15 protein-coding genes and 1 tRNA gene are annotated in these 12,678 nt (G+C 37.2%); 11 read left to right on the forward strand and 5 right to left on the reverse strand.

What is annotated here, in order from left to right; genetic code table 11:
• The first annotated feature begins 240 nt into the window (after positions 1 to 240).
• The 3 genes from ACX0HA_RS12370 (at position 241) to ACX0HA_RS12380 (ending at position 2,160) form a co-directional block, all read left to right on the forward strand.
• Positions 241 to 322, forward strand: a tRNA-Leu gene (locus tag ACX0HA_RS12370).
• A gap of 475 nt (positions 323 to 797) precedes the next feature.
• Positions 798 to 1,085 carry a helix-turn-helix domain-containing protein gene (locus ACX0HA_RS12375; RefSeq protein ID WP_458845604.1) on the forward strand — a complete coding sequence of 96 codons (288 nt, stop codon included), beginning with the start codon at positions 798 to 800 and terminating at the stop codon, positions 1,083 to 1,085.
• Positions 1,086 to 1,242: 157 nt separating this feature from the next.
• Complete coding sequence (locus ACX0HA_RS12380; RefSeq protein WP_458845605.1) at positions 1,243 to 2,160, forward strand: hypothetical protein; 918 nt, start codon at positions 1,243 to 1,245, stop codon at positions 2,158 to 2,160.
• An 85-nt stretch (positions 2,161 to 2,245) separates the two neighbouring features.
• Here ACX0HA_RS12380 and ACX0HA_RS12385 read toward each other — a convergent pair whose 3' ends face one another.
• Genes ACX0HA_RS12385 through ACX0HA_RS12395 form a run of 3 tightly spaced genes read right to left on the reverse strand, consistent with a single transcriptional unit; the run spans position 2,246 to position 3,750 of the window.
• Positions 2,246 to 2,926, reverse strand: coding sequence for a hypothetical protein (locus tag ACX0HA_RS12385; RefSeq protein WP_458845606.1), 681 nt, complete (start codon positions 2,924 to 2,926; stop codon positions 2,246 to 2,248).
• A 4-nt stretch (positions 2,927 to 2,930) separates the two neighbouring features.
• Positions 2,931 to 3,344 carry a hypothetical protein gene (locus tag ACX0HA_RS12390; protein ID WP_458845607.1) on the reverse strand — a complete coding sequence of 138 codons (414 nt, stop codon included), beginning with the start codon at positions 3,342 to 3,344 and terminating at the stop codon, positions 2,931 to 2,933.
• A 4-nt stretch (positions 3,345 to 3,348) separates the two neighbouring features.
• Positions 3,349 to 3,750: a hypothetical protein gene (locus tag ACX0HA_RS12395; protein ID WP_458845608.1), complete on the reverse strand. Its 402-nt coding sequence runs from the start codon at positions 3,748 to 3,750 to the stop codon at positions 3,349 to 3,351.
• A 117-nt stretch (positions 3,751 to 3,867) separates the two neighbouring features.
• On the opposite strand from ACX0HA_RS12395, the gene ACX0HA_RS12400 reads away from it, so the two are divergent.
• The 3 genes from ACX0HA_RS12400 to ACX0HA_RS12410 are packed head-to-tail and all read left to right on the forward strand — an operon-like array spanning position 3,868 to position 6,624.
• Positions 3,868 to 4,053, forward strand: a complete 186-nt coding sequence (locus ACX0HA_RS12400; protein ID WP_458845609.1) for a helix-turn-helix domain-containing protein — start codon at positions 3,868 to 3,870, stop codon at positions 4,051 to 4,053.
• Between the two features lie 41 nt (positions 4,054 to 4,094).
• Positions 4,095 to 4,397: a DUF6660 family protein gene (locus ACX0HA_RS12405; protein ID WP_458845610.1), complete on the forward strand. Its 303-nt coding sequence runs from the start codon at positions 4,095 to 4,097 to the stop codon at positions 4,395 to 4,397.
• A 55-nt stretch (positions 4,398 to 4,452) separates the two neighbouring features.
• The gene (locus ACX0HA_RS12410; RefSeq protein ID WP_458845611.1) at positions 4,453 to 6,624 is read left to right on the forward strand and encodes a TonB-dependent receptor; all 2,172 of its coding nucleotides are present in this window, start codon (positions 4,453 to 4,455) and stop codon (positions 6,622 to 6,624) included.
• A 244-nt stretch (positions 6,625 to 6,868) separates the two neighbouring features.
• On the opposite strand, the gene ACX0HA_RS12415 is transcribed toward ACX0HA_RS12410, so the two are convergent.
• On the reverse strand, positions 6,869 to 8,164 hold the full coding sequence (locus ACX0HA_RS12415; RefSeq protein ID WP_458845612.1) for a tyrosine-type recombinase/integrase: 1,296 nt from the start codon (positions 8,162 to 8,164) through the stop codon (positions 6,869 to 6,871).
• 327 nt (positions 8,165 to 8,491) lie between these two features.
• Here ACX0HA_RS12415 and ACX0HA_RS12420 point away from each other — a divergent pair, with 327 nt between their 5' ends.
• The 4 genes from ACX0HA_RS12420 to ACX0HA_RS12435 all read left to right on the forward strand — a co-directional run bounded on the left by ACX0HA_RS12420 (position 8,492) and on the right by ACX0HA_RS12435 (position 10,731).
• Positions 8,492 to 9,061 (forward strand): Crp/Fnr family transcriptional regulator, encoded by a 570-nt coding sequence (locus ACX0HA_RS12420; protein WP_458845613.1) that lies wholly within the window; start codon positions 8,492 to 8,494, stop codon positions 9,059 to 9,061.
• Between the two features lie 52 nt (positions 9,062 to 9,113).
• Positions 9,114 to 9,512 (forward strand): tautomerase family protein, encoded by a 399-nt coding sequence (locus tag ACX0HA_RS12425; RefSeq protein ID WP_458845614.1) that lies wholly within the window; start codon positions 9,114 to 9,116, stop codon positions 9,510 to 9,512.
• A 21-nt stretch (positions 9,513 to 9,533) separates the two neighbouring features.
• The gene (locus ACX0HA_RS12430) at positions 9,534 to 10,049 is read left to right on the forward strand and encodes a nuclear transport factor 2 family protein (RefSeq protein WP_458845615.1); all 516 of its coding nucleotides are present in this window, start codon (positions 9,534 to 9,536) and stop codon (positions 10,047 to 10,049) included.
• Between the two features lie 238 nt (positions 10,050 to 10,287).
• Positions 10,288 to 10,731 (forward strand): hypothetical protein, encoded by a 444-nt coding sequence (locus tag ACX0HA_RS12435; protein WP_458845616.1) that lies wholly within the window; start codon positions 10,288 to 10,290, stop codon positions 10,729 to 10,731.
• Here ACX0HA_RS12435 and ACX0HA_RS12440 read toward each other — a convergent pair.
• On the reverse strand, positions 10,728 to 11,582 hold the full coding sequence (locus ACX0HA_RS12440; protein ID WP_458845617.1) for an AraC family transcriptional regulator: 855 nt from the start codon (positions 11,580 to 11,582) through the stop codon (positions 10,728 to 10,730). The two genes, ACX0HA_RS12435 and ACX0HA_RS12440, sit on opposite strands and share 4 nt — an antisense overlap.
• Before the next feature lie 85 nt (positions 11,583 to 11,667).
• Here ACX0HA_RS12440 and ACX0HA_RS12445 point away from each other — a divergent pair, with 85 nt between their 5' ends.
• Positions 11,668 to 12,609: an NADP-dependent oxidoreductase gene (locus ACX0HA_RS12445; protein WP_458845618.1), complete on the forward strand. Its 942-nt coding sequence runs from the start codon at positions 11,668 to 11,670 to the stop codon at positions 12,607 to 12,609.
• Positions 12,610 to 12,678 lie beyond the last annotated feature (69 nt).

Below are 12,678 nucleotides of genomic sequence, written 5' to 3' on the forward strand. Positions count from 1 at the left end.
GTGGTGAAATTGGTAGACACGCCAGACTTAGGATCTGGTGCCTCACGGTGTGAAGGTTCGAGTCCTTTCACCCGCACAACTTAAAAGCCTCTGATGTCTCAGAGGCTTTTTTCATTTTTACACCTTTCTTAAATTATAATGTCCTCTGTAGTTTTTCAGATTATTTACTTTGAAGTTTAAAAACTAATCGTATATTTGCACCCTCTTAATGAAACAAACTATTAGTTTTATTATCGGCCTGCGGGTGTGGTGAAATTGGTAGACACGCCAGACTTAGGATCTGGTGCCTCACGGTGTGAAGGTTCGAGTCCTTTCACCCGCACTAATAGATGAGCCTATTTACTTGAAATACAGTAGATAGGCTTTTTTTATGGGTTTATTTTCCCCTATAAAATACCCTCTTTTCTACAAATAGCTATATCTGAACGTAGTTGTGCCCTGTTGTACTGTTTCGAGATGCCAAAACGCCCTCAAGTTAGTAACTTTTTTTTACATGGTGCTTTTAGGTGTGTTAAAACTTTAGTTAAACTATAGTTAAAAACATGTCGTTTTTGCTTTATCTTGTTTTAAATGGTTGCTATGTTGTTGTATTACAGTTTTTTAGACAGTTTCAAAATTTTAACATTTGAAAGTTGCCTCTTGCCCACCTCCTCGATTTTTCGTAACTTTGCATTCACAAAAGTAGATATTTCTCTACTTGCCCCCCAACTTTCTGATGCATCACCAAAGTTGTTAGTAACAAATTTTTTTTTAACCAATCTCCCCCCAATCTAACTATTAACGGGGGTGATACAACTATGACTATGACTATGGCACAAGCGGTAAGAATCATTGACCTAACAATGGAAGAATTAGCAAACCTTATTAAACAAGCAGTTGGAGCAAAGCAATGTCCACCCTGTAAAGAACCTGAACCTGAAGTTAAACTCTTCTATACAAGAGAAGAGACTTCTAAAATGCTGAACATTTCTATCTCAACCCTCCACAACCACCGTAAAGCAGGAACTTTAGTACCTATGAAGGCTAAAGGAAGAGTTTTATATCCGAGGGAGGCTATAATGAACTTTGTAAGGATGTCGGCATAACACGTTCATAGAATAGAGGAGCTATCTCTAATAGCCTGATTATATCCTGTATATCAGTTTTTCCCCCATTCCCCCATTCCCCAAAACAAATTTTTTAATCATTTTTTAATCATGGCATTTTGCTGTGCAGGACAGCTATGCCCAAAAACAAGTAACCATGTTAGATAACATAAAATTTAAGGTTCTCGATAAAGACGGACTACAGAACCACATAGTAAATACACAGGTCGTTGATTTAAATACGTCTGTAAACTTATTCACAGCCGAAGAATCTCCTTGCCTTATGAAAGGTAAGTACTTCAATATGGATATAGTGTTTAGCTGTCTCACTGCCTACATAAACGGTAGTTTGCATAAAATGACTAACCTTTTAAAAGGAGGAGAGAGTCAAAATTACAATGACTTATCATTTTGCTCGGTTAGCAATACTATCTCCCACCTCAAAAGGACTTTCGGGCTTAAAAAAACATCCTTAACTAATTTAGAACTGGGATTAAATATTAGTATATCTAAAGACCCTCAGTATTTTTTAGATTATAACCTATTGATGTATGATTCTGAAGGTCACAATAAAGACTTGAAGTTTAGGGGTAAAGGTGATTATAAGGAGTTTCATAAGACAGACTATTCCCTAAAGATATATAATAAGTCGAAGCAGTATGGCTTGAAAGGCAACATCCTCCGAGTAGAGGTGAAAATATTAAGAAGCAGAAAACTTCAAAAGCTTGGAGTGTATTCCCTTGAAGACCTGCAAAAAAAGGATGTGATAAATAGACTCTATGCGTTCCTGTGGGGCGAGTTACAAAAGCTTACTATAATTGATGACTTCGCAAACGTACCGATGACATCTGAAGACAAGAATAGTCTGAACGAGTATACTAACCCAAATTACTGGAAAAAGCTCAGTAGAGACCGTAGCTATAAGGTTAGAAAGGACAGGAAGAGCAAATTTAAAGCCCTTATTGTAAAGTATGGCTTAGATACTACCCAAAAAGAGATTTTAAAAGGAGTCTCAGAGAAATTTATTGCTATGATGGATTGTGAGGCATCCCATATCAATAGATTAGCTGCTTAGGGCTTGAATGTCAGATATAGCAGGTATAACAAACCCACCTATTAACTGGTGGGTTTTGTTTTATTGTAACCTTAAATACGAATGCCTAAAAGCTTGACATCTTACCATTTTTATAAAGATTATGTAGCAATACTTTCATAACATCCCTGTTCGTTACGTTGTTAAAGACAAAGTTATCAGCCATTAAGCCAAAAAATTTAGTTCCCTTCTCAAAGCCATATACAAATGGATTATTAACCTTATTACTGTATCCTCCGTACTTTTCACCATCAATAAGTTTATCAGCACTTAGACGTTCTCTAAAATTACCCTGTAACTTACCATTATCGTATACATCTCCATTATCATAAAAAATTTGTGTTCCCTCCGTAAAAGAAAAACAACCTCGTGTTTGTAAAGATGCTATAATAAGCTTTAGTCTGCTTTCAAATGTTTTTTTACTAAGAAATTGATGTATCACTTCCAGTTTTTTTCCTTGCTTAAGTCCTGTAGGAATCAATCCTCTCTCAAAGTTAAACTCTGCGTAGCCCGAAAAATCATTCTCTTTCGGTGGACATGGCAGTATGTTGTTTTTCAGAAAGAAAAGCATCATGAGAATCTTACCGTTAAGTTTAACTCCGTTCATATACTTTTCCTCATTGTAATACAAAATCAACCCTAACTCGCTGTAAGGGTATTTCTCTCCGTCCAAATGTAAATAATCTTCGTAAAAGATACATTTGCTGTCATATTCAAGAGGTTTATTAGCTGAAGGATAATCAATCATGTGGCTAAGTGTTTTTAAGGACTATAAAATCAGGATACAATTGTGTTTTTCCTTGTTCTTCGAGCGTCTCAATAAAGTACTTTGTAGGGGTTAGGGTTACCTTATTGAATATCTGCATAAGAATAAAATACTCCATTGTTTTAGCTATCGGCTCAGAAGTTACAATTGTATGTATAAGGTTAATAAGAGTATTGGTTTTTTCCTTCCCCAATGACCTTAATGTTGTCTCAAAAGTATCTTTGTTGACAGTTGCCATATGTTGTTCAAAATCATCAAGGGTCAACTCAAAGCTTTCGAGATATTCCCATATCATATGTTGCTTTTTATCTTGTTGTTCTCCTTTCAGAACAATTATTAGTAACTGGATAATACTGAGCTTTTCAGCTTTGGTAAAATCTTTGAAATTTGCCTCCTTCATTTATTTATTGCTTAGTATAATTAGCCTGTGCAGGGCTGTTAATCCATTTAATCTGAGTAGCTGAAACCTTCTTGAACTCAAAAGCCGTAGTATTGCTACCGATTGTTATTTCTACAGAATATTCAGTTTCTGATATTTCCTCATTAACATCAGTATTTACCTGTGTGTTCTGATACATTTCAAGTGACTCTTTATTACAGGCGTACATGCCTAAAGAGTTTATACATACATCATCGGAAGTAAATCTAAAGCCTGACTGGACAGAGCTACCTTCTAATAGCCAAGTTCCTTGAATCCATGCAGGAGGGTTTATACTAACTACATGAGGATTTACATTGTTGCTGTCATCAGAGCCTGAGCAACCGAATGCTAAAACAGCAAATAGAATAAGTACAGTTTTTTTCATAAGTGAATTTAATTGGTGTTAGCGCAATTGGATACTTGTATGTATCCATGACAAATATAAATGTTTTGACCTTTGAATATGGAATTTTCAGAGGACAAATTTCTTATTGATTTGGGAATGCATATAAGACGACTGAGAGAGCTTAAAAACTTGTCTCAGGAGGATTTAGCGACCGATAGCGAAATTCCAAAAATCCAAATCCAAAGAATAGAACTGGCGAAAATCAACACAACTGTAAAGACTTTGGTTAAGATTGCTAATGCCTTAGGTGTTGAGCCAAAAGAGCTATTCGACTTCCTTTAAACACAATGCTGTAGGAAGGTAAAATTTTGTTCCTTTGTAACATGAAATTCCTCTCAATAATATTATCTGTAATAATTATGATACTCGTTTCGACTCCATGTTGTTCGGGTACTTGTCAGGCAGATAGTTGTAAAGAGAAATCTTCAGACAAGCATAAAGACTGTGGCGATAATTGCTCTCCTTTTTATTCTTGTGGTAGTTGTACAGGCTTTATATGCTCTTATGCAGTATCTGTTGCAGTAGAAGTAAACCCATCTTATGATATTCTAACTCCTGCTCATTATACAATACTTCTTATATCCCGATTCCCCGATTCAATTTGGCAACCCCCTAAGATAGCTTAGTACACTTATCCAGATTAGTAAACACTATAGATATTTAATAAACTAAGCAAATCTTATGATACGATATGTTTTGCTTTGTGCTACCATTCTTTTTACTTGTATTGGTTATGCACAGAGCGATTTTAAAGCTGTAATATTAGACAGCGAAACCAAAGAACCTATAACTGGTGTTATTGCTGTTATTGAAGCTACAGGTTATCAGGTAGAGTCAGACGAAAAAGGTATTATCACAATGTTAGCGATTCCTGATGGCACTTACGAGATAGAATTTTCTGTAAACGGCTATGAGGAACATATTATGACAGTAATATTCCCTATTATAAATCAGGAATCAATTGAGATTCTTTTAGTCAAAGAAGAATCAGACGAGCTCGAAGAGGTTGTTATTTCTTCAACACGAAGCCCCAGAACGATTAAATCCATCCCGACAAGGGTTGAGTTCATTTCTGAAGAAGAACTCGAAGAAAAGGCTAATATGAAGCCAGGCGATATACGTATGCTGCTAAGTGAAAGTACAGGGATACAGACACAACAAACTTCTGCCACTTCTGCAAATTCATCTATAAGAATACAGGGTCTTGATGGACGTTATACACAGATTCTTAAAGATGGCTTCCCCTTATACTCAGGTGCATCAAGTGGATTGGGTTTATTGCAAACCCCTCCTTTGGATTTAAAGCAGGTAGAGATAATAAAGGGTTCGGCTTCGACACTTTATGGGGGTGGAGCAATTGCAGGTCTTGTTAACCTTATTTCTAAGACACCAACGGAAGACAGAGAGCTTAAATTCCAGATTAATGGGACATCTGCATTAGGTCTTGATATTAATGGCTTTTATTCCCAGCGTTTTGATAAGGTTGGTATAACCTTATTTGCATCTCGTAATAGTAATGCACCTTATGACCCATCGGATTTAGGGCTGACAGCAATACCAAAGTTTGAGCGATACACTGTTAATCCGAAGCTGTTTATCTATTTCAATGAGAAAACAACACTTGATGTAGGAGTAAATACAGTTTTTGAAAACCGTATAGGGGGAGATATAGATTACATTAAAGATGAGGCAAGTCATCAGGGGAGCTATTTTGAGAGAAATAAAACAGACCGTATAAGTACCCAGTTTAATCTTCAGCACAGGTTTGATGACAGAAATAAGCTTACTGTGAAAAACAGCTATAACAACTTCCATAGAGTAATTACATTGCCAGACTACATGTTTGACGGTACTCAGAACAGCACTTTTACAGAACTCTCATATACTCACACAGGTAGTAAATCAGAATGGATATTAGGAACTAATTTATGGACTGATAAGTTTTCGGAGAAGCAAATAACCACGTTCCCTTTGAGAGATTATAATCAGATTACTTATGGTGCATTTATACAGAACCTCTTTAAAGCTTCAGACTGGTTAAGCCTCGAAACTGGGGTTAGGGGTGACTATGTAAAAGACTATGGTTTTGCATTCCTTCCAAGAGCTTCAGCTCTATTTACGATAACTGATAAGCTTACTTCGAGACTTGGAGGTGGTTTAGGATATAAGACCCCAACCATTTTCACCGAAGAAAGCGAAAGAATACAGTACAGGAATGTGCTACCCATCAATAGTGATGTAAATAAGCTTGAAAAAAGCTATGGGCTTAACTACGATATTAATTACAAAACCCGTATCTGGGATGAAGTGTCCTTTAGTATTAACGAATTGTTCTTTTACACCTATATAAATAACCCTTTATTATTAACATCACTTCAGGGTGATTATCAGTTTGTAAACGTTAACGGCTATCTTGAGACAAAAGGGCTTGAAACAAATATAAAGTTAGGTTATGAAGACTTTAAATTGTTCTTGGGTTACACTTACACCGATGCGAATATTCGTCAGCAGGACATAACAAGCCAAAACACACTTACACCTAAACATAGGCTAAACAGTGTCCTTATGTATGAGGTGGAAGACAAGTGGCGGATCGGTTTAGAAGGCTATTATTTTAGCTCCCAAAAATTAAATGATGGTTTAACTGGTCAGGATTACTGGATTTTTGGAGCTATGGCTGAAAGGTTATGGGAAGGATTTTCAGTATATGTAAACTTCGAGAATTTTACCGACACAAGACAAACAAGATTTGATACTATCTACACAGGTACTATAAACAATCCTGTCTTTAGGGATATATATGCTCCCTTAGATGGATTTGTAGTTAATGCAGGTGTAAAAATCAACCTTTAGTAATAAGCCCTCAGTTTGGGGGCTTTTTTTATTTACGTCCCTATAAACCTACCCACCTCAAAACAGGTGTTTTTTACCCTCATAAGAAACAGTATGAAAGGAGTTATAAGCTACAATACTATTATATCGTTTTTTATATAAATGCGATGTGTATATTCCAGTACCCCCCTTGCCGAAAGGTGTAGGGGGAGAGGGAAAATTCCTCCCACGCCCCCACTTTTTTATTTGCTTTGACTATCTTGATTTAAGCTACTTTTCTTTGGCTTAACCAAAGAGCCTTTAATTTCTCAGCATGTTCTTTAGGCGTGATTTTAATATAGGCTAAGAATTGTGACTCTGTAACGTGTCCACTAATTTTCATTATGGTAAGAGTGTCCAGTTTTCCATAGTGATTTGTAGCAAACGACCTCCTGCATGTGTGTGATGAGATAAGTTCATGTTTGGGATAGATACCTTTCTTCTTTCTATGAATTTTGGTCTTTTTTCCATTTTCCCCGACCACTTCGATAGGTGATATTCTTGCCCCCTCAACTCTTTCTGTTATTCCTGCCTGTTTGCATACTTCCTTAATGTACTTGTTGAATTTCTGTTCGCTTATTTTTCGTGGGAAGCCTCCAAGCCTACTCAGTATCTCTTCAACTTGGTGATGAACAGGAATAATAGCAGGATAATCGGTTTTTTGATTGGTATTATGTATCAAACCATCTTTAATATCCTCTGGGCGTAACTTTAGAAGGTCAGAAACTCGTAAGCCAGTCCACACACCAATTATTAGCCAGTCCCTCGCATTGCTTAAATAATCATGCTCAAACTTATGGCTGTAAATTGTATCTATTTCTTGCTCGGTTAGATAAACATCATTTGTGTCGTTGGTTGGGGAATAGAATTCAGGTAGCTTATAATCTTTAGATACGTTATAATCTTTTTGGTCAGCGTTCCTGCAAAATAGTTTGATGTTATCCATATAGCCACCAATTGTATTAGGGTTTAAGTGCTGTTGTTCCTCTAAGAAGTTCATAAACTTACCATGAAACTTTTGGTCTATATCAATAAGTTTTAATCTTTTCCCCTCATACATCTCATACTCCTGTAATTTAGTCAGGGTTGTTGTGTAGTGCTGTATAGTACGTGGTTTAATAGGATTGCCTTTTCTGTTTTTCTTAGTCTTAGACTCCTCAATAAATTTGGTTATGTAGTGAGCGAAAAATATCTTATTGTCTATCTCAGGATTGTAAGTCTCTCTATTAAAGAATGTGCTTATTTTTTCCTTCAGCCACTTACTGTTTATTAACTGGGCATCTAACTTTGAGTTTTGGAACTCTTTAAGGATATAAGTGCTAAACTCTTTAAGCTTTACATTAGCAGCTTTATAATCCATTTCTGCTGTAGATAATATTTCTTGCTTTGATGCACTCCATCTGCCTTTTGGAGTTTCAATCCCTGTTGATAATTCAATATCAAACTGTTTACCTTGTTTAAATCTAAAATAAATGCTGTTCCAGTCTTTGTCTGTTTTCAGCCTGTAATTTCCTGTTGCCATAGCTATTTTTAAGGGTTAAAATTATACTTACAAGTTCCGATTTTTCTTGCAGGATTTGTATTAACATTCCCCCAATTTTCCCCCTAAAAAGGTTGTATGTGGTTGAATATCGTTGCATGCAATTACATGTATTTATCCTTTTGAGGCTTTAGAAACAGTACTTTAGGTGTATAACTTGAACGTCATAAAACGTCATTGTATGGTGGGTTCGCCTTCTTTCACCCGCACAACTTAAAAGCCTCTGATGTCTCAGAGGCTTTTTTTATTCACAATCTCTGCTTTGGCTTTTCTTTAATCTTACCTTTACTGTAAATAATTGTCTTTGTTATGGAAACACTGGCTGCTCTGTTCGATAAAATTGGCTTGCAGACGCATCATCTCGATGATTTTGAAAAAGAACTCAAAATCCTGCGGGTCAAAAAGAGGGAATACCTTATCCGCGAGGGTTCGGTATGTGATTTTATTGCGTTCGTGCATTCGGGTACGCTGCGGTCTTATGTTCAGAATGATGAAGAGGAATTTAATAATGACTTTTATTTTGAAGGTAGTTTTGTGAGTGCTTACACCAGCTTTTTAACACGGATGCCTACTAATTGCAACATAGAGGTATTGGCAGACGCTGAAATAAGCGTCATTACCCATAAGCAATTCAACGCACTGATCACTAATGACAGCGAATACCTGAAGTTGGGTAAATATATTTCTGATGATTATTTTATAAGAAAGTGCAAACGTGAAACATCATTCCTTAAAAATTCTGCTTCCGAAAGGCTGGAGGTAATTCGTAGCCTATATCCCGGAATAGAACAAAAGGTGTCACAATACCATATTGCATCATACATGGGCATTAAGCCCGAATCTTTGAGCCGCATCAAAACTCTTAACCTACATCAATAAATAAGAATACCGCTTTGCTGAGCTTTGTACTTCACTATTAAAATTTTTAAGTATGCCAGTAATTAATTTAAAAGTAAGCGGCCCTGAAAACCCCATTCTTGCCGGAGAGCTTGCAAAAGCAATAAGTAACCTTACAAACGAGTTTTTAAAGAAAAGGCCGGAGGTTACAGTGGTAAATGTTTCATTTACTCCCAATCACTTATGGTTTGTTAATTCGCAATCACTCGCCGAATTAGGCATGAACAGTTTTTATCTGGATATCAAGATATCACAATCTACAAATCTTAAAGACGATAAAGCAGCCTATATCGCTCATATACATAGCACTCTCGATTCTATTGTTGGGAATATACATCCTGTGAGCTATACCGTCGTTAATGAGATACCTGCTGACGCCTATGGTTATGAAGGGCTCACGATAGAGTATAAGTACATCAGTAATAAAAAGTAAAGCCATAACATGACAAAGAATATGAAAGTTTTTGTACTGTTGTTCGTTGTGATGCAACAGTTGAATGCACAACAAAAAAATGACGATAAAAGAGCTATTAATGGCATTGTTGATGTTTATTCAAAAGCAGTAATTCAACGGGATTCGGTTGCTTTTTATAAACTTTTCAATAGCGACGCTGTTACCTGGTGTGCTGCTTTAAAAGAGAGGTCTCAAATAAAAGAAGTTGAGATCAAAGGGGTAAAAGAAGCCGGGAGTAATTATTTCTCGGGTTCATATAAAGGTTTTATGCGTAGTCTTTTCCGGCATAAGACAACAGAGGATAAATTTGACAACATAAAGATTGTCGAAGACGGTACGGTAGCTTCGGTAGCTATGGATTACAGTTTTTGGGCTGATGGTATTATGACCAATTGGGGCAGTAAATATTTGGGACTTATAAAACGAGAGGGGCAATGGAAAATTACAAGTGTGATCTACTCCCTGGAACTTACTGATTATTATCCGCAGCCTCCCCTCAAAGAAAGAAAAAGCTAGATGTCTTTTTTATTTAAAATAAAATGCCCTGCAATCGTTTGAGCGTCCCAAATGTTTAGACAAATTTATATTTTAAGCCGGCACTCCCTAAACCAAGATGTATTGCTGTTAGTATTTATGTATTAACCGGATTTATTGTAGTGCCGGTTCTACTTTTATTATGTTTTTCATACTTTTTTGTGATAAGCTTTTAGTGTGATTGGTTTGTTTTGTATTTTCAGGCATTATTTACATAACTATGAATGCTTTTTTGTTTGCTTGGAATCCCGATAAGTGGGGGTGGCCTGATATTGGACAGGATGTGAAAGACCTTGACGATACGGGAATCTTTGTAGATGCATGGAGCTGCGCAAGCCACAAAGCGGTGCGTGAAGGCGACAGGGCTTATCTCATAAAGCTCGGAAAAGATCCTAAAGGTATTATCGGATCGGGGTATATATCATCTGAGCCTTTTATGGGCGAGAATCATCGAGGGCAGCCAAGAATGCGCATCCTTATCAATTTTGAAAGGCTACTCGATCCCTACAATGAGGAAATACTTTCGCTTGATGTGCTAAAATCGGGTTCGCTTGCGGTCCAGCATTGGTCTACCCAATCATCCGGTATTAAAATAAGACCGGGAGTGGCGGTTGAGCTTGAACAGGTATGGCTGGATTTCCTCAAAGATAAACGGAGAAGTTAAGCAGTTGCTACTGTCTGTAAGAGCTGCTTTCGGTACTGAGTGGGGTTTATACCATTGTTTTTTCTGAAGAATTTGGTAAAATGGCTTTCATCGGTAAAGCCAAATTCTTCTGCAATTTCAGTAATCCTCTTATCGCTGAATTTCAGGCGGGCCTCTATGAGTTTCATGCGATGGTTACCAATGTACTGCTGAATGGTCTCGTTAGTGTGCTTCTTGAAGTATTTTCCTAAATACTTGTCTGAAATGCCAAAAACAGAGCTCATCACACCAGTGCGTAGCTGCTCCGGGAAATAAATGTTCTTCTGGATATAGTTAATGATGTCCATTGCCTTCTCTTCGGTTTTCTCGTCTACCATCTCAGGAAGGTATTTTGCGATATTGCGTGCCACTACTACTATAAGTGTATTCACGAGTTGCTGTATAAGCTCTTTGTTATAAAGATCACGGTTTACATATTCGCGGATTATAGCCTCGGTAACAGCTTTTACCAGCGTCTTATCGGACAAGTTCTTTAAAATGCAGCCCGGCTGGTGGTTAGCATTGTTAAGGATATATTCCAACCGTTCTACGTCTTCCGAATGAAAAGCTTTTGACTTTATGTAAATATCATTAAAGCGGAGAAAGAAGAACTCTGTTGTGGTTTCTATGTCAAAAGAGTGGCAGTCCTCGGGGGTGATAAGGAACATGTGTCCTGCATGATATTTGAATTTGTTATCGTTGATGCATTGTGTCCCTGTGCCCGAGATTATATACACCAGTTCAAAGAACATGTGTTTGTGTCCTTCCTTTGGACATTCATCTAAAGTTTTATAGATAATTTCAAATGGCTGGTATAAATGCTCTTTATTCATGGCGCAAAGTTACAGAAAAAAGGATTTTATATACCGATAATTTGTATTTTAACGGTATAATTTTGTTTTATACAAATCATAAGTTATGAAAGCAATTATTTTAAATGAATTTGGAGGCGTTGAAAACCTTCAGTATGCAAAAGTAGAAAAACCTGTAGTTGGTGCCAGTGAGGTATTGGTTCAGGTAAAGGCAATAAGTGTAAATCCTGTTGATGTAAAGACGAGGGCAGGCAAAGGAATCGCCGGCAGACTAAAAGAACAGCTGCCGCTTACTTTAGGTTGGGATATAGCGGGTATAGTTGCTCAGGCAGGTTCAGATGTAACCAAATTCAAAGTGGGCGATGCTGTCTTTGGTATGGTAAATTTTCCAGGACATGGGAAGGCATACGCCGAATATGTTGCTGCTCCGGCGGATCAACTGGCTTTAAAACCTTTGGCTATTTCTTTTGAAGATGCTGCTGCGGCTACACTGGCAGCGTTAACGGCGTGGCAGTCCATAACAAGTCTTGTAAATGTAAAAAAAGGCGACCGGGTTCTTATTCATGCGGCGGCAGGCGGGGTAGGGCAGTATGCTGTACAAATAGCTAAAAATCTGGGTGCTTATGTCATTGGTACTTCATCAGCTGCAAACAGGGATTTTGTAATTGGGCTTGGTGCCAATGAACATATTGATTACAGAGTCCTGCGTTTTGAAGATGTGGCAAAAGATATTGATTTTGTTTTTGACAGTATAGGCGGAGACAATATAGACCGCTCGTTACAGGTAATTAAAAAAGGGGGAAGCATTATTAGCATACCTTCAGGGTTAAATGCTGAGGTTATAGAAAAAGCAAAAGCATTGGGGATAAATGGGTACCAGTTTATGGTGACATCTAATGGAGATGACATGGATAGTATTGCCACACAGCTTGAAAACGGAAGCCTGAAATCACATGTATCTAAAACATTTGCGTTTGAGGACATGGCTGGAGCGCATTTACAGATAGAGAGCGGAAGGACTGTAGGTAAGATAATTGTAACTTTATGATTGTCGGTTTACGTTAGTGAAATATGGTTGAAAAAAGATGTTTTAAACCATATTTCGTTTGTTGTTATT

It is taken from the genome of Flavobacterium hauense (assembly GCF_054457175.1).